The organism is Streptomyces sp. SID11385 (genome assembly GCF_010548245.1).
GTDB lineage: Bacteria > Actinomycetota > Actinomycetes > Streptomycetales > Streptomycetaceae > Streptomyces.
The window spans coordinates 13,013-28,998 of sequence record NZ_JAAGLR010000038.1 but is presented as its reverse complement, the minus strand read 5'-3'; the positions used below and the strand labels follow the sequence as shown (position 1 = coordinate 28,998).

Genomic DNA, 15,986 nt, shown 5'->3' with positions numbered 1-15,986 from the left:
CCGACCTCCCCCGCCTGGAGCCCCGCGAGGCCAAGGCGCGCTGGGGCGGCTGGCAGGCGGGCCGCGACAAGGGCCGCGAGGCCGTCGAGGCCGTCGAGCACGGGACCCCCGAAGCGACGCCCCGCCCCACCCACGAGGACACCCGCCCGCCCCAGGACCCACCCCACGGCCGCCCGCCCGAGGACGCGCGGACGGCAGGGTCCGGGAACACCCCCGTACCCCCCACGGAACGCGCACCGCACGAGGGGCCGCGCAGCACCCCCCGCACGGCCCCCGCGCAGCAGAGAGGACACGACCTGTGAACAGCCAGGGAACCCCGCCGGTGAAGGGCGCCCCGCTCGCCCGGAACCTGTCGTGGGTACTGGAGCCCCTGCTCGAACTCCCGCACGTGGAGGGCGGCGTCGTGTTCAGCAGGGACGGACTCATCCTGGGCGCCGCGCCCGGCATCGCGACCGAGGACGGCGAGGCGGTCGCCGCCGTCACCAGCTCGACGCTCGGCAGCGTCCGCGCGCTCGTGGACCGGGCGGCGCAGGGCAAGGACCGCACGATCGACGAGGTCGTCGTCTCGACCCCGCAGGGCCTCTACTACGTCGCGCCCGCGGGCGAGGGCGCGGGGCTCGTCCTGTGGGCGGGCCGGGAGGCGGACCTCGGGCGGATCGCGTACGAGGTGCAGGTGCAGGTGGGCAAGCTGGTCGTGGCGCTGAGCGAGGCCGCGAAGAGCAGGACCGCCGGCGCATGACCCCGCCCCGCAGGCGCCTCGTGCCCGACTACGTCGCGACCGCCGGGCTCGACGTCCCGCAGCGGATCGGCGTGGAGCGCACGACGCTGCTGCACGCCGCTCCCGGCGCCCGCCCCGAGGGCCTGGACGCGGCGGCGCGGCGGCTCCTCGCGCTCGTCGAGGACGAGGGCACGCTCTCCGTCTACGAGTGCGCGGCGCAGCTCGGGCTGCCCTACGCCGTCGTCCGCATGATGGCCGCCGCGCTCGCCGCGAGCGGCGCCGTCGTCACCCGCGAGCCCCCGGCCCCCGCCCAGCTCCCCGACCCCGCACTCCTGGATGTGGTGCTCCATGGCCTCCGTGCCCTCTGACCTGGCCCCCGCGCCCGGCATCCCGGCCCCCGCCGCCGTCACCCCGGCTCCCGCGGAACCCGTGCCCGAGCTGCCGATCCCGGTGAAGATCGTCGTCGCCGGGCCCTTCGCCGTGGGCAAGACGACCTTCGTCGCCGCCGCCTCGGAGACCGCGCCGCTCACCACCGAGGAAGTCCTCACCCAGGCCGGTGAGAGCGTCGACGACCTCAGCGGGGTACGGAGCAAGACGACGACCACCGTCGGCGTCGACTTCGGGCGCCTCACGCTGCGCCCGCCCGCGCCCTCCGCCCACCCGGGCGCCGTCCTCTACCTCTTCGGAGCCCCGGGCCAGGAGCGGTTCCGGCTGCTGTGGGAGGAGCTGACGTACGGGGCGATGGGCGTCCTCGTCCTCGCCGACACGCGCCGCCTGGACGCGAGCTTCGACGTGCTCGACCTCGTGGAGCGGCGCGGCATCCCCTACGCCGTCGCGGTCAACCAGTTCGAGGACTCGCCCGCGCACGGCCCCGAGGCCCTGCGCGCCGCGCTCGACCTGGAGGAGTCCACGCCGCTCGCGGTCTGCGACGCGCGCGATCCGCGCTCGGCGCGGGACATGCTGATCATGCTCGTCGAGCACATCCGTGAGCTGGTGGAGAGTTGAGCAACCGTTACGTCCCGGGCGCCACGGCGCTCTACGAGCCCGAGTTCGCCGCCGACCCGCACGCCGCCTACGCGCGGCTGCGCGCCCGGCACGGCGCGGTCGCCCCCGTCGAGGTCGCCCCCGGCGTGGGCGCGCACCTCGTCCTCGACTACCGCGCCGCCTGGGAGATCCTCACCGACCAGGACGGGCACTGGTCGAAGGACCCGCGCCCGTGGGAGGCGAGCCTGCCGCGCACCCCCGAGGCGCGCGGCGTCCTCGGCATGATCGGCTACCGGCCCAACGCGCTCTTCACCGACGGCGAGGTCCACGACCGCTTCCGGCAGGCGGTGAGCGACTGCTTCCGCATGATCCAGCCGCACCGGCTGCGCGCGACCGTCACGGAGATCGCCGACGACCTCGTGCGCGAGTTCGCCACCGAGGGCCGCGCCGACCTCGTCGGCCAGTACGCGCGCCCGCTCATGGCGCGCGTCATCAACCGCCTGTACGGGCGCTCCGACGCCTCGGGCCGCGAGCTGGACCGCATCCTGACCACGCTGTCGAACGCGGTGGGCGCGGACGCCGTCGCGGCCAACGAGGAGTTCGGCCGCTACATGAACGAACTCATCACGGCGAAGTACGAGAGCCCGGGCGACGACCTCCCCTCCTGGTTCATCGGGCACCCCGCCCAGCTCGCACCGGAGGAGGTCGTGCAGCACGTCGTGCTCACCCTCGGCGCGGGCAACGAGCCCTCCGCGAACCTCATCAGCAACACCACGGCGCGGATGCTCACCGACGAGCGGTACTACTCCTCGCTCACGGACGGCGCGCTCTCCACCCGTGAGGCGCTCGCCGAGGTGCTGCGCACGGACCCGTCGATGGCGAACTACGGCCCGTACTTCGCGACCCGGCCCGTCCACTTCCACGGCACGTGGATACAACCCGCCGAGCTGGTCCTCGTCTCGTACGCGGGCGCCGGCTCGGACCCCGCGGGGCTGCCCGCGCACGCCGACGAGCGCTCGGACGGCGGCGCGCACCTCGGCTTCGGCGCGGGCGAGCACCGCTGCCCGGCGGCCGACCCCGCCCTGCTGATCGCGGCGACCGCCATCGACCGGCTGCTCACGCTGCTGCCCGGGCTCGAACTGGCGGTCCCCTTCGACGAACTGACCTGGCGCCCCGGGCCCTTCCACCGGGCTCTCGCGGCGCTGCCCGTCACTTTCCGACCCGTCCGTCCCGATCAGCCAGGAGTCACCCCGTGGACCAGCTCCAAGCCGTCACTCTCGACCCCGTAGGCGCCGACATCCCGGCCGAGGCCGCCCGGCTGCGCGCGCGCGGCCCCGTCGTGGAGATCACGCTGCCCGGCGGCATCCCCGCGTTCGCGGTCACCCGGTACGAGAACCTGCGCACCCTCATCCTGGACCCGCGCGTCAGCAAGGACCCGCGCAAGCACTGGGCCCGCTGGCCCGAGGCCGCCGCCAACCCGGAGTGGGGCTGGATACTGGGCTGGGTCGGCGTGATCAACATGCTCAGCACGTACGGGGTCGACCACAGCCGGCTGCGCAAGCTCGTCGCGCCGTCCTTCACGCACCACCGCACCGAGCGGCTGCGGGGCAGGGTCGAGGAGATCGTCGCGCGCCTGCTCGACGAGATCGATGCGGTGCCCGAGGGCGAGCCCGTCGACCTGCGCGACGCCTTCGCGCGCAAGCTCCCGATGGAGATCATCTGCGAGCTGTTCGGCGTGAGCGGCGCCCACAAGGCCGAGCTCGTGACGCTCCTCGACGACTTCATGGACGTCTCGCGGCCCGTCGAGGAGGCCATGGCGACGCTCGCCCGCCTCTACGCGGTGCTCGGCGAGCTCGTGGAGATCAAGCGCGCCGAGCCCGGTGACGACCTCGCGAGCGACCTCGTCACCGTGCGCGACACCGACGGCGACCGGCTCTCGGACGACGAGCTGCGCGACACGCTCCTCCTCGTCATCGGCGCCGGGGTCGAGACGACCGTCAACCTCATCGGGAACGCCACGTTCGCGCTGCTCACCCACCCCGAGCAGCTCGCGCAGGCACGGGCGGGCGAGCTCTCCTGGGAGAAGGTCGTCACCGAGACGCTGCGCTGGGCGCCGAGCATCGCCAACCTGCCGATGCGGTTCGCGGTCGAGGACATCCAGGGCCCCGAGACCGGCGACGTCCTCATCCCCCGGGGCAGCGCGATCCTCACGACGTACGCGGCGGCCAACCACGACCCCGCGCACTACGGGTCCACCGCGCACCTCTTCGACGCGCACCGCGACTCCGGCGACCACCTCGCCTTCGGCATCGGCGCGCACCGCTGCATCGGCGCCCCGCTCGCCCAGCTGGAGGCCGGCGTGGCGCTCCCCGCGCTCTTCGCCCGCTTCCCCGGCCTGCGCCTGGCCGACCCGGACCCGCGGCAGGTGCCGACCTTCATCGCGCACGGCTGGGCGGAGCTGCCCGCCTACCGCACGGCCTGACCGCCACCGCCGTACGAGCCGGGGCCCCACACCCGGCTCGCGGGGCCGACCGCCCCGCCGCCCCGCCCGCATTCAGCCGGGCTCCCGATGTCAGCCCCCCGCATTCAGCCGGGCTCCCGGGTTCAGCCGCCCGGATTCAGGCCGCTCCCGGGCTCAGCCCCGTTCCGGATGCCTGTCGCCGTCCGCCGTCGCCTGTTCCACGTCGGCCGTGAAGCGCAGATGGGCCCGCGTTCCCGTCACGTCGAAGAGCCGCACGAGGACGTCGTCGAGCGGTCCCGCGAGCAGGAGCCGCAGCCCCGCCTCCTCGTGCAGGGTGTGCGCCCGCAGCAGCACCCCCAGCACCGTGGAGTCCGCGAAGGTCGTCCGCGAGAGATCGACGACGGTGAGCGGCCGCCCCGAGGCCAGGGCCCCGGTGAGCGCCCCGTCGAGCGCTTCCGCCGTGTCCAGGTCCGCCTCTCCCACCAGCCGTACCACCCGCGCCCCGGGAATGTCCGCGTGACTGACGGCTTCGTCCGGCATGGTGGCGCCCTTCCTGGTCACGTCACGCGGGGTGCGCGGCGTCGGCAACTGTTGCACTGCGGCAAACATTAGCCGAGCGTCGCGGCACCCGGTAGCGGGTACCCGCATGACATCGTGAACAGCGACCCGTCGGCTGACCAGGTGTCAGCCATTGCCGCGGGCTCGTGACACTTGCCGTTTGACAACAGTGCGCCCGAGGAAACAATCTGAGCCCCGAAAGGACCGCCCGGCCGGAAATGGTGGCGTGCGGACCGAGGCGAACCGGAGGTCACAAGCGTGTACTGGTCCAGGGGGCCGTTCCCGCACGACGGGGGGCGGCGCTCAGGCGGTGTCGGCCGCCTCGTCCCGCGGGGGCCCTTCGCGCGAGGAATCCGCCGGCCGCTCCTCGCCCCAGTCGGCGGGGTCCCAGTCGGCGGCGTCCAGGAAGCCGCCCAGACCGCGTGCCAGCGCGTCCCTGTCCGCCTGAGGCATCCGCTCCAGGATCTCCAGGAGCGCGCTCTGCCGCCGGGCCCGCAGCTCGCCGAGATACCGCGTCCCGGGCGGGGTGAGCCGCAGCTCCACCTCCCGCCTGCTCGACCGGCTGGCCGCGCGCTCCACGTAGCCCAGCGCCTGGAGCCGGTCGCACAGACGGCTCACGGAGGACGGCGCCGCCCCCAGCTCCTCGCCGAGGGTGCGCAGGTTGATCCCGTCCTCGCGGTCCAGGATGTACAGCACGCGCAGCTGCGAGACTGAGACGGGCGCCGTCGGCGCCAGATCGCGGCCCTTGTGCCACATCACTTCCAGCAGCTCGATGACCTCCCCGGCCACCCGTGCCGCGGCAGCCCGGTTCTCCTGGGTCGCCGCCTCGGGACGCATGTCCTCAACTCTGACACTTCGCAAGGCTCCTGTCAGTCGCTGGGGCATGACGGTCCGGCTTCCCTTCTCCCGATCTCCGAGACAGGTGGTACACGTACGGTGGACAGATTCGCGGCCGTGGAACGCGCCCTGCGCAAGGCCCCTCCCCATGCTCTGCTCGACGCGCTGCGCACAACGCTTCGGGCCCGTTACGGGGCAGCGGGCGCGGATCTGCTCATGGCCGACTACGCCATGACCATACTCCAGCCGGTCGAACCCCCGGCGCTCCCGCCGGAGCCGCTGTCCGCTCACCTGGGAGCGCCCGGACGCGCCTTCGGGGCCCAGCAGCCGTACGCGGAGAGCTCCGGCGAGTACACCGTCGTGCACGTACCGGTCACCGTGCGTGGCGACCGGCTCGGCATTCTCACCGTGCGGCTGCCCGAGGGCGGCTACGACGAGGAGATGGCCGGGGAACTCGCCGACATCGGCGAAGTGCTCGGGCACGAGATCCTCGTCGCCGAACGCGATACCGACTGCTACCAGCAGGCCCGCCGCGCCCGCCGCCTCACCCTCGCCGCCGAGCTCCAGTGGCAGCTCCTGCCCGGGCGCTCCTGCTCCCGCCCGGAGTACGCGCTCGGGGCCCAGCTGGAGCCCGCCTACGCGATCCGCGGCGACAACTTCGACTGGGCGGGCTCGTCCGAGACGCTGCACCTCTCGGTCACCAACGGCATGGGCGAGGGCATCGAGGCCGCGCTGCTCACCAACCTCGCGGTCAACGCGTTGCGCAACGCGCGCCGCGCCGGACTCGCCCTCGCCGACCAGGCGGCCCTCGCCGACCAGGCGATCTACGGCCACCACCAGGGCAGCGTGCACCTGTCCACGCTGCTCCTGCGCTTCGACCTCGCCACCGGCGAGGTGGACGTCGTGGACGCGGGCTCCCCGCAGCTGTGGCGGCAGCGCGACGGCGTCACCGAGCAGATCGAACTCGACGCGCAACTCCCGCTCGGCATGTTCGAGGACACCGTCTACACGGCCCAGCACTTCCGGGTCCTGCCCGGGGACCGGCTCTTCTTCTTCAGCGACGGCGTGTACGAGGCCCTGTCGCCGACCGGGGAACCGTACGGGAAACGCGCCCTCGCCGCCGCGATGACCGGCACCCGGCTGCTGCCGCCCGCGCAGGTCCCCTACGCCGTGCTCAAGGAGCTGGCCGCGCACCGGGGCACCATCACGCAGGACGACGACGCGATGGTGCTGTGCCTGGACTGGCACGGACGGCAGGTGTCGATGTAGGGGCGGTACGAGGCCGCACGGGGCGGGTGCGGAGCCGCGGGGCGCCTACGGGGCGGGGCTCAGGCCCCGCCGAGCACCGCCCCCAGCTCGTACCGCACCGGCTCGTCGACCTGGGCGTACGTGCAGCTCTCCGGGGTGCGGTCCGGGCGCCAGCGGCGCCAGCGCGCGGTGTGCCGGAAGCGGGCCCTGCCCGACTCCGCGGACCCCTCCATGTGGTCGTACGCAACCTCGCAGACCCGCTCGGGCCGCAGCGGCACCCACGACAGGTCCTTCGTGCCCGTCCACCGGCTCGGCCCGCCCGGCAGGCGTCCCGCCTCCTGCGCCTCCGCCTCGGCCCAGTGCGCCCACGGATGCTCCCCGAAACCGTCACCGGTTCCGTCCATCCGCAGTGGCTCCAGCTCCTCCATCAGCTCCGCGCGCCGCTTCATCGGGAAGGCCGCGCAGACGCCCACGTGCTGGAGCGCGCCCGCGTCGTCGTACAGCCCCAGCAGCAGCGAGCCGACCACCGGGCCGCTCTTGTGGAGGCGCAGCCCGGCCACGACGCAGTCGGCCGTCCGCTCGTGCTTGACCTTGAACATGACCCGCTGGTTCTCGCGGTACGGCAGCTCGGGCGGCTTCGCGACGATCCCGTCCAGCCCCGCCCCCTCGAAACGCCCGAACCACTCCTCGGCCACCGCCCGGTCCCCCGTCGCGGGCGCGAGGTGCACCGGGGGAGCCACCCGCGCGAGCACCGCTTCGAGCCGTTCCCTGCGCTCGCGCTGCGGCCGGTCCACCCACGAGTCCTCGTCCAGCGCGAGCAGGTCGAAGGCGATGTACGAGGACGGCGTTGTCTCCGCGAGCAGCCGCACCCGCGAGGCCGCCGGGTGGATGCGCTCGCTCAGCGCGTCGAAGTCGAGCCGCCCCTCGCGCGCCACGACGATCTCCCCGTCCAGCACGCACCGCCCCGGCAGCCGCTCCCGCAGCGCCTCGACCAGCTCGGGGAAGTACCGCCCGAGCGGCTTGCCCGTGCGACTGCCCAGCTCCACCTCGTCACCGTCCTTGAAGACGAGACAGCGGAAACCATCCCATTTCGCCTCGTAGTGCATCCCGGGCGGGATCTCCGGGACGGCCTTCGCGAGCATCGGTCGCACCGGGGGCATGACAGGCAGACGCATTGCTTCGACCTCCTCCAACCCTCCACAAGCCGCCGAGGAGTGGCTGCCTTCACGCTCTCGGGCTCGCAGATGAGCAGCGTGGCGTGCGTGTGCCGGCGTCGTTCTGGCCGGTAGCGGCTGCTCACCCTCAGTGTCAGGGTCTTGTTCGCCCGCTTCACGATCCTCGCCCAGATTCGGGCCCACGGCGACCGCTGTACGGGCTCGCCTGCCTTCGTCATGAGGAATCCCCTTGCCAGGCGTGGACGGCAACCGGTGATAGTAAAGAATTTTCCCTGAAGCGTGACGCAAGGCCGAAAAAAGGGGGGCGGTGACAGCGCTGGGCCACCACCGTCCCAGTGAGTCGTGACCGGCTCGGACGGTGAACCCGAAAACGCCTGGCCCGCTTCTGCGGGCTCACCGCGACGCCGCCAGGAGGCTTGTATGCGCCGGAAACCGTGTGCCGAGTGGAGGAAGACGTTCGACGGCCACCAGAAGCGGCGTTTCTGCCGGGTATTGGAGCGCGGCAAGGGTAGCCCCCGAGCGCAAGCACCGTTGCCGTCCATGCCGCAGGGAAACTACCTGAGAGCGGCCTCCAGCGCTCTAGACATGAGGGCCCGCGCAGGCGCCCCGTAGACCGCGAGCCGTGACAGTTCAGCGAACGCCTTCAAGTAGGTGCGGATCTCGCCCGGGGCCGTGACGTTGACCTCGGCCGTCAGCGTTTCCACCGCCACTTGGGCGTCATCGAACGCGTAGAAGGCTTCCAGCGGCCAGACGGTGCGCCGAGCGCCGAACGGGATGATCCCGAGAGACACGTTCGGCCGGGACATGACCTCCAAGAGGTAGCGGAGCTGGGCGGCAAGCTCGGGGCCGTCGCACACGCGGTAGTACAAGACCGCCTCTTCGAGGAGCAGCCCGAACCGGTGGTTTCCCGTGTGCACGACCCGGGACCGCTTGAGGCGGGCCTGTACCGCGTCGGCTACGTCGTCGGGGGTCCCCTGGAAGGCCGTGATGGACCGCAGGAGCCCTGTCGCGTAGTCGGCGGTCTGGAGCATCCCCGGCACGAGGTTCGAGGCGTACACCCGGAAGTGAGCGGTTCGCTCGTACAACGGAAGGGTGCGTTCGTGTACTCGGCGCATCCCGTCCCGGTGGATCTGCCGCCACTGGACGTACATGGACTCTGCCGTCCGGGACGCGGCAATGAGGTCCGGCGCCTGGTCGGCCACTCCGCAGGCTGCGCACCACGCCCGAATGTCCGCGTCCGAGGGGGCCGTCTTGGCGCGTGCGATGCGGGAGGCTTTCGCCTTGTGCCACCCGCACCGCGCGGCCAGGTCATGCCCTGTGAGCCCTGCGTCCCGCCTCATCTCGTCCAGACGGGAGGCGATGCCGGCACGCGCAGCCTGGGCGGTGGAAAGTGGTGACTCGGGCATGAACTCGGTTCTCAGATGGCGTACTTGTCGTGCGGGATGGCCCGCTCCCAGACGGCTTCGAACGCGCCCGCGCAGAGGCCGACCGCCGCTTGGTCATAGGTCTGGTCGGTATGAACCCAACGGCCCTCGCCGTCGAAGATGTTGAACTGGACGAGGTGGTTGTCGAACAGCCAGAAGTCGTATTCGGGGAGGTCGAGCCCGGACGCCGCCTGACGCGGAAGCCACCGGATTTCTTCGCCCGCCGCGATGTTGGTGAACGTGAACGAGTGCTCGTAGCGGATGTACTCGCTGGGCGGTTCGGAGACAATCCGTGCCCGGCGCACGTGCACGCCCTTGGCGGTCACCTCTTGCACAACGTCCAGCCACGGACGCCACCACGACGCCCGGTCGTCGGGGTCGAGCCGGTGACCTTGCCGCCACGCCGCAAAGCCTTTGTCCTCGTTGGGAATGGCGTACGTGTCGCGCATCTCCAGATGGACGGCGGACCACTCGGCGGACCGGATGAGGCCCGTGAAGTTACTGAGACTCTGCGTCATCGAGTGCCTTCCTCAGCACAGGGATCATGCTCTTCGGCAACCACACCACACCCTCATAGGGCGGGAGCGGACTGTCCTGGACGGTCCGGGCGGTCGTCTCGGCGTCGGCCGTCACGCCCTGAATGAGGAGCCGCTTCGTGTCCTCGTCCACCCACACGGCCGGACAGCCGTGATCTCCGGACTCCGGGTCTTTCCCGACGAACCGTAGACGCATTGCATCTCCTCAAGTCGAGCCGCGTTGCACGCTGTTGCAACGAAGCCTCACGGCGCCCCCGGCCGGGCGTCAAGGCCGCTCAAGGCGTACGTGCAACAGCGTGCAACCCGCTGGCTCGGAAGCTTCGCCGCGCCCTAGCGTCGGTCGTCACAACTCCCGGGAGGCGTGATGAACGACGACAGGATCAGCTACCAGGAGAAGCCGATAGACCTGCCGGTCGGCTTCTTCGCGTGGCTGCTCGACTGCCGCCCGGTCGTGGGCTGTGAGACCTGCCAGGCCGCGTGGCAGAGCCTCACGGACGCCAAGGCGAAGGGGGACGACTGGGGGGCCTCGGGGTACGCGCACAAGATCCGCGAGCACCACACCGGAGGCCACACGTGACGACGACGCGCGACGGCCACAAGGCCGCTGCGGAGGCGACGGAGGCTCTTCGGGGAGCCTTCGCCGACCTCGGCTTGCCAGAACGGGTGTGGTCCAACCTGCGCCCCTTGGTCGCCGATGACAGCGGGAACCCGTACGTGTACCTGGGGCTCGTACGCGCCGAGGTCGCCCAGCGGCTTGCCGAGGCGGTCCGGGCCGGGCAGGAGCGGTGGCCTGGCCGCCTTCCACCTTCCTGACCTCTTGGCGGCGCGCCCGATGGACAGAGGGCACGATGTCCCCGTGCGCCTCCGCCCACAGGCTGCCCGGGGCGTCCCGCTTCACGACGCGTAACACCTGGCCATGAGGGAAATGGACGTGGTGAGGCCGAGCCGCCGTATCTCAGGGGATGAACGCGCCCTCGTCGCGCCCTGGGTCCGGGGGAGACCTGTTTCCGCAGGTCAGAGGTGTTATCGGTCACTCGGCCTCGTCGTGCATCCCGGCCGGGATCGTCGTGGTCCCTGTCGCGATCCTCCGCCGAATGGGCGCCCGCGGCGACCGCTGCGCCGATTCCCCCCACGTCTCACTGTCCAGGGGGGCGGACAGGGACGGGCCGGATCACGGCGGGAGACGAGCCGGTCTTGACTGTCGCCCTTCGCGTGGAAGGCTGAATCGCTCGCACGGTGCGAGGAGATCATCGAGCGGAAGGGGGCGCCGAGATGGCCCTGCTCACTGTCACCGACGTGTCGTTCGACACCGAGGTGCTGCACGCCTCCGGGCCGGTCGCGCTGCTGTTCTGGGCCGAGTGGGCGGGCGCCGCCAAGCTGGTCCGGGCACATCTGGAGACGGTCTCGGACGAGTACGCCGACCGGTTGACGCCGGCGGTACTCGACATCGATCAGAACCCCGGCACCCTGCCGCGCTACGAAGAGACGGCCATTCCCGTGCTGATGTTCTTCCGTGACGGCGCGGTGGCCGGCAAACGGGTGGGGGCACAGAGCGAGGGGCAGATCCGGGAGTTCCTGGACTCTCTGCTGTAGTCGTGCCGGGCCGGTCGCCGGGGCAGGCCGGCAGTCGATGACGCGCGCGGCAGGGCGCCGCGGGTGGCGGTCACGGAGTGCCACCCGCGGCGTCGGCCCGGCTGCCCGGGACGCCTCGGACTTCTCAGGGGGTGACGAGGGGGAAGTTCCGGTCGCCCGGGTCCAGGACGGAGGCGAGACGGTCCAGGACCGAGGTGTCACCGTCGACCTGGATGCCCTTGGCGGCCAGGCCCTCCGGGGACAGGTCGCCGAGCGCGAGGGCCGGCAGCGCCCGGGTGGTGGTGGTCAGCGTGACGTCGGCCGGATCGGGCTGCGGTGCCGCGGAGTACGTCAGGACGCCATGGGCCAGGCGCAGCCGGTACCGGTCCTCCGTATCGGTGAGGACGATGTCGATGGCCAGGGTGTCGTCCCATGCCCTGGGCCCGTCGATCTGGACGGCGAGGGCGTCGAAGAGGAGCGGCGGGCTGAGGTTGGCGATGATGTCGGCCGAGGCGGTCACCGTCGGCGTGCCGAACTGTCCCTCGCGCAGCTCGGTCGCCCCCGACAGGTAGAAGTTGCGCCACGTACCGTTCTCCGCGCCGTACCCCAACTGCTCGTAGGTGTCGGCCAGCAGTTCGCGCGCGGCGGCGTGGCCGGGCTGGGCGAAGACGACGTGGTTGAGCAACTCGGCGGCCCAGCGGAGGTCACCGGCGTCGAAGGCGTCCCGGGCCCTGCCGGTCACCGCGTCCGCGCCGCCCATCGCCTCGACGTAGCGTTTCCCCGCTTCGACGGGGGTGTGCTGCCACAGGTGCGCCGGGTTGCCGTCGAACCATCCCATGTAGCGCTGGTAGATCGCCTTGAGGTCGTGGCTCACCGAGCCGTAGTAGCCGCGGGCGGACCACATCTCCTCCAGGGCCGGGGGGAGCGCGAGACCCTCGGCGATCTCGCTCCCGGTCCAGCCCTTGTTGATCAGCCTGAGGGTCTGGTCGTGGAGGTAGCCGTAGAGGTCGCGCTGAGCGCCGAGGAACTGCCGGACGCGCTCCTGTCCCCAGGTGGGCCAGTGGTGGGAGGCGAAGGCCACGTCGGTGTCGGCGCCGAACAGGTCGATCGTCTCGGTGAGGTACCGCGACCAGTTGTGCGGGTCGCGGACCACGGCACCGCGCAGGGTCAGCAGGTTGTGCAGGGTGTGGGTGGCGTCCTCCGCGGTGCACAGGGCCCGCAGGTCCGGGAAGTGGATCAGCATCTCCGAGGGGGCCTCGGTGTCGGGCGCCATCTGGAAGACCATGCGGACGCCGTCGACGGTCATCCGCTGCCCGGTGGTCGTGATGTCCACGGTCGGTGCGATGAGGCTGATCGTGCCGGTGGAGGTCGTCTGGCCGAGCCCGGCCCCGACCTGGCCGCGGGGGCCGCGGGTGAGGGCCGCGCCGTACATGTAGGCGGCGCGACGGGCCATGGCGGTCCCCGCGTACACGTTCTCCGCGACAGCGTGCTCGGTGAAGCCCTCGGGGGCGAGAACGGGAACGCGGCCGGCGTCCACGTCCTCCTGACTGGTGACCCCTTTGACCCCGCCGAAGTGGTCCACGTGGGAATGCGTGTAGACGATGCCGGTGACGGGGCGGTCGCCGCGGTTCTCGCGGTAGAGGGCGAGCGCGGCCGCCGCCGTCTCGACGGAGATGAGGGGGTCGATCACGACCACGCCGGTGTCTCCCTCGACGAACGTCACGTTCGACAGGTCGAGGCCGCGCACCTGGTAGATGCCCTCGACGACCTCGAACAGCCCCTGCTGGGCGACGAGCCGCGACTGGCGCCACAGACTCGGGTTGACCGTGTCGGGGGCCTCGCCGTCCAGGAAGGCGTAGGTGTCGTTGTCCCACACGGTCCTTCCGTCCTCGGCGGCGACGGCGCCCGGCTCACGGCGCGCGAGCAGTCCGCGGGACGCGTCGTCGAAGTCCCGCGTGTCGGCGAAGGGCAGGCGGGCACGGAGCGCCGCCTGCTGCTGGGCGATGTACGGCTGGGCAGGCTTGGATGCGGAAGTCACGCAGACATGGATACTCGTCAGATGCGCCCCTCATCCTGAAACGCCCTAGGTTGGCTTGAAACCGTACTCCTTCGGATGTACCCCGAATGCCGCGCGCATTGTGACCGGGCGAGGGCGCGGGACCGGCGGACGGTCTCCCGCAGGGGTAGGTACGGCGACCGTCCCCACCGCGCGCAGTCGCGGACACCGATATGCGGAGGTACGCGCCCCCGCCTACGGTGGCGCCATGGCGGACGATGCGGAGGAGCTGACGGCGGGCGGGCGCACCGTGCGGATCAGCCACCCGGACAAGATCTACTATCCGCGTCCCGGCTACACGAAGCGGGACGTCGCGGAGTACTACCTCACGGTCGGCGAGGGCATGACGCGGGCCCTGCGCGCGCGGCCCACGACCCTGGAGCGCTACCCGGAGGGCGTCGAGGGCGAGTCCTTCTTCCAGAAGCGCGCCCCGAAGAACCACCCCTCCTGGCTGCGCACCGCGCGGATCTCCTTCCCGAGCGGCCGGTACGCCGACGAGCTGTGCCCCGAGGAGCCCGCGGCGATCCTGTGGGCGGCGAACCTCGGCGGGCTCGTCTTCCACCCCTGGGCCGTACGGGCCGGCGACACGGAGCATCCGGACGAACTGCGCCTCGACCTCGACCCGCAGCCCGGCACGGGCTTCGCCGAGGCCGTCGCGGTCGCCGTCGAGCTGCGCGGGCTCCTGGACGAGCTGGGCCTGCGCGGCTTCCCGAAGACCTCGGGCGGGCGGGGACTGCACGTCTTCGTGCCGATCGAGCCGCGCTGGGACTTCGCCGGGGTGCGCCGTGCCGCGATCGCGGTGGGGCGCGAGCTGGAGCGCCGGATGCCGGGCAAGGTGACGACGCACTGGTGGAAGGAGGAGCGCGGCGAGCGCATCTTCCTCGACTACAACCAAAACGCCCGCGACCGCACCATCGCCGCCGCCTACTCGCTCCGCGCGCGCCCGCACGCCCCCGTCTCGGCCCCGCTCACCTGGGACGAGGTCCCCGACGCCGATCCGCGCGACTTCGACCTGCGCACGATGGTGACCCGCTACCGCGAGCGCGGCGACGTGCACGCGGACATGGACGAGCGCCGCTACTCGCTCGAACCCCTCCTCGATCTCGCGGCGCGCGACGAGAGCGAAGGGCTCGGCGAGCTGCCGTACCCGCCGGACTACCCGAAGATGCCGGGCGAGCCCTCGCGGGTGCAGCCGAGCCGTGCCAAGAAGGAGACGGACTGAGCCATGGCGGACCCCGGCAGCCCCGGCCCGGAGCGAGCCCCCGGCCCGGACGAGAGCACACCCGGCCCGGAGCGAGACACCGCGGGCCCCTCCGGCGCCCACCCCGATCATGCCCACCGCCCCTCCGCCCGGGAGCGCTGGGCCGGCTTCCGCACCTCCGCGTACTGGCCCGCCGTCGTGCTGTGCCTCATCCTGGCCGCCGCCGCCGGGCTCTTCGCGGGCTCGTACACGTACCAGATGGCGAAGCCGACGCCCCGCCACGTGCCGATCGCCGTCGTCGGCGAGCACCGCTGGCCGCAGGGGCTGAAGTTCGTGGACGGCATGGAGCGCGCGCTCGACGCGGGGCTCAGCCTGCACCCGTACCGCGACCACGGCGCCGCGCGCGAGGCGATCGAGGAGCAGAAGGTCTTCGCGGTGCTGAGCCGCGACGGGGAGCGCGCGCGGCTCGACCTGTCCGGCGCCTCGGGGGCCTCGGTCGCGCAACTGCTCGCCGAGGCCGCGCCGAAGGTCGGCAAGGAGACGGGGACGCCCGTGACCGTACGGGACGTCAATCCGCTCCAGTCGGGGGACCCGCGCGGTCTCGCGCTCTTCTACATCTCGCTCGCCGCGGTCATCGTCGGCTTCGTCGGCGCCATCCAGCTCAGCGTGCACGCGCGCGGTCTCGACCCGCTGGAGCGGATCGCGTTCACGGTCGCGTACGCGCTGCTCGGCGGCTTCACGATCGCGGCCGTCGTGGACTGGTGGCTCGGCGCGCTGCACCTGCCGTTCACGCAGTCCTGGCTCATCCTCGCGTTCACGATGTTCACGTGCGGCATGGTCTTCACGATGTTCAACACCCTCGTCGGGCGCTGGGCGATGCTCCCGACGTGGGGTGTCATGGTGCTGCTCGGGAACCCGTCCTCGGGCGGCGCGGTCTCCTGGCCGCTGCTGCCCTCCGTCCTCGGGCACATCGGGCAGTGGCTGCCGCCGGGCGCCTCGGTCAACGCGCAGCACACCGCCGTGTACTTCCGGGGCCACCAGCACCTCTTCCCCTACCTGGTGCTCGCCGCCTGGGCCCTTCTCTCCTGCGCGGTCTTCTGGATCTGGCGCCACCGGCACCCCGGCGGGCGCACCCGGGCCGCGGCGCACGCCGCCCAGGCGAAAGGGAGCGGTGGCAGTGGGGGTGCCACTGCCACCGCTCCCGGCTGAACGCCCG

General features: G+C 72.1%; 18 protein-coding genes and 1 pseudogene. 12 read left to right on the top strand and 7 right to left on the bottom strand.

Features of this window, described 5'->3' with window-relative positions:
- The 6 genes and pseudogenes from G3I42_RS01490 to G3I42_RS01465 form a co-directional block, all read left to right on the top strand.
- Positions 1-302: pseudogene (locus G3I42_RS01490) on the top strand (histidine kinase); the annotation flags it as partial.
- Positions 299-739, top strand: coding sequence for a roadblock/LC7 domain-containing protein (locus tag G3I42_RS01485; RefSeq protein WP_164282041.1), 441 nt, complete (start codon positions 299-301; stop codon positions 737-739). The pseudogene G3I42_RS01490 and the gene G3I42_RS01485, both read left to right, overlap by 4 nt.
- Entirely contained in the window at positions 736-1,086 is a 351-nt protein-coding gene (locus G3I42_RS01480) for a DUF742 domain-containing protein (RefSeq protein WP_203606213.1), read from the top strand. The genes G3I42_RS01485 and G3I42_RS01480 overlap by 4 nt, the downstream gene beginning before the upstream one ends.
- Before the next feature lie 70 nt (positions 1,087-1,156).
- Positions 1,157-1,723 carry an ATP/GTP-binding protein gene (locus G3I42_RS01475; RefSeq protein ID WP_164282046.1) on the top strand — a complete coding sequence of 189 codons (567 nt, stop codon included), beginning with the start codon at positions 1,157-1,159 and terminating at the stop codon, positions 1,721-1,723.
- Positions 1,720-2,991 carry a cytochrome P450 gene (locus G3I42_RS01470; RefSeq protein ID WP_164282040.1) on the top strand — a complete coding sequence of 424 codons (1,272 nt, stop codon included), beginning with the start codon at positions 1,720-1,722 and terminating at the stop codon, positions 2,989-2,991. The genes G3I42_RS01475 and G3I42_RS01470 overlap by 4 nt, the downstream gene beginning before the upstream one ends.
- On the top strand, positions 2,955-4,184 hold the full coding sequence (locus G3I42_RS01465; protein ID WP_164282039.1) for a cytochrome P450: 1,230 nt from the start codon (positions 2,955-2,957) through the stop codon (positions 4,182-4,184). The genes G3I42_RS01470 and G3I42_RS01465 overlap by 37 nt, the downstream gene beginning before the upstream one ends.
- Before the next feature lie 153 nt (positions 4,185-4,337).
- Here G3I42_RS01465 and G3I42_RS01460 read toward each other — a convergent pair whose 3' ends face one another.
- Positions 4,338-4,703, bottom strand: a complete 366-nt coding sequence (locus G3I42_RS01460) for an STAS domain-containing protein (RefSeq protein WP_164282038.1) — start codon at positions 4,701-4,703, stop codon at positions 4,338-4,340.
- Between the two features lie 321 nt (positions 4,704-5,024).
- Complete coding sequence (locus tag G3I42_RS01455) at positions 5,025-5,558, bottom strand: MarR family transcriptional regulator (RefSeq protein WP_164282037.1); 534 nt, start codon at positions 5,556-5,558, stop codon at positions 5,025-5,027.
- Positions 5,559-5,657: 99 nt separating this feature from the next.
- On the opposite strand from G3I42_RS01455, the gene G3I42_RS01450 reads away from it, so the two are divergent.
- Complete coding sequence (locus G3I42_RS01450; protein WP_343244414.1) at positions 5,658-6,827, top strand: PP2C family protein-serine/threonine phosphatase; 1,170 nt, start codon at positions 5,658-5,660, stop codon at positions 6,825-6,827.
- 59 nt (positions 6,828-6,886) lie between these two features.
- On the opposite strand, the gene G3I42_RS01445 is transcribed toward G3I42_RS01450, so the two are convergent.
- The 4 genes from G3I42_RS01445 to G3I42_RS01430 form a co-directional block, all read right to left on the bottom strand.
- On the bottom strand, positions 6,887-7,981 hold the full coding sequence (locus tag G3I42_RS01445; RefSeq protein WP_203606212.1) for an ATP-dependent DNA ligase: 1,095 nt from the start codon (positions 7,979-7,981) through the stop codon (positions 6,887-6,889).
- A 554-nt stretch (positions 7,982-8,535) separates the two neighbouring features.
- Positions 8,536-9,387, bottom strand: a complete 852-nt coding sequence (locus tag G3I42_RS01440) for a helix-turn-helix transcriptional regulator (protein WP_164282036.1) — start codon at positions 9,385-9,387, stop codon at positions 8,536-8,538.
- Positions 9,388-9,398: 11 nt separating this feature from the next.
- A complete protein-coding gene (locus tag G3I42_RS01435; RefSeq protein ID WP_164282035.1) occupies positions 9,399-9,923 on the bottom strand; it encodes a DUF6879 family protein in 525 nt (174 codons plus the stop codon).
- Positions 9,904-10,137, bottom strand: a complete 234-nt coding sequence (locus G3I42_RS01430; protein WP_164282034.1) for a hypothetical protein — start codon at positions 10,135-10,137, stop codon at positions 9,904-9,906. Before G3I42_RS01430 ends, G3I42_RS01435 begins: the two co-directional genes overlap by 20 nt.
- A 168-nt stretch (positions 10,138-10,305) precedes the next feature.
- Between G3I42_RS01430 and G3I42_RS01425 the strand changes: the two genes are divergently transcribed.
- The 3 genes from G3I42_RS01425 (at position 10,306) to G3I42_RS01415 (ending at position 11,534) form a co-directional block, all read left to right on the top strand.
- Positions 10,306-10,518 carry a hypothetical protein gene (locus G3I42_RS01425; protein ID WP_164282033.1) on the top strand — a complete coding sequence of 71 codons (213 nt, stop codon included), beginning with the start codon at positions 10,306-10,308 and terminating at the stop codon, positions 10,516-10,518.
- Positions 10,515-10,754 carry a hypothetical protein gene (locus G3I42_RS01420; protein WP_164282032.1) on the top strand — a complete coding sequence of 80 codons (240 nt, stop codon included), beginning with the start codon at positions 10,515-10,517 and terminating at the stop codon, positions 10,752-10,754. Before G3I42_RS01425 ends, G3I42_RS01420 begins: the two co-directional genes overlap by 4 nt.
- A gap of 459 nt (positions 10,755-11,213) precedes the next feature.
- Positions 11,214-11,534: a thioredoxin domain-containing protein gene (locus G3I42_RS01415; protein ID WP_164282031.1), complete on the top strand. Its 321-nt coding sequence runs from the start codon at positions 11,214-11,216 to the stop codon at positions 11,532-11,534.
- Positions 11,535-11,658: 124 nt separating this feature from the next.
- On the opposite strand, the gene G3I42_RS01410 is transcribed toward G3I42_RS01415, so the two are convergent.
- A complete protein-coding gene (locus tag G3I42_RS01410) occupies positions 11,659-13,551 on the bottom strand; it encodes an alkyl sulfatase dimerization domain-containing protein (RefSeq protein ID WP_164282030.1) in 1,893 nt (630 codons plus the stop codon).
- Between the two features lie 226 nt (positions 13,552-13,777).
- Here G3I42_RS01410 and ligD point away from each other — a divergent pair, with 226 nt between their 5' ends.
- Both ligD and G3I42_RS01400 read left to right on the top strand, forming a co-directional pair.
- Positions 13,778-14,791, top strand: coding sequence for a non-homologous end-joining DNA ligase (ligD, locus tag G3I42_RS01405; protein ID WP_164282029.1), 1,014 nt, complete (start codon positions 13,778-13,780; stop codon positions 14,789-14,791).
- A gap of 3 nt (positions 14,792-14,794) precedes the next feature.
- A complete protein-coding gene (locus G3I42_RS01400; protein ID WP_164282028.1) occupies positions 14,795-15,979 on the top strand; it encodes an ABC transporter permease in 1,185 nt (394 codons plus the stop codon).
- The last annotated feature ends 7 nt before the right edge of the window (positions 15,980-15,986 follow it).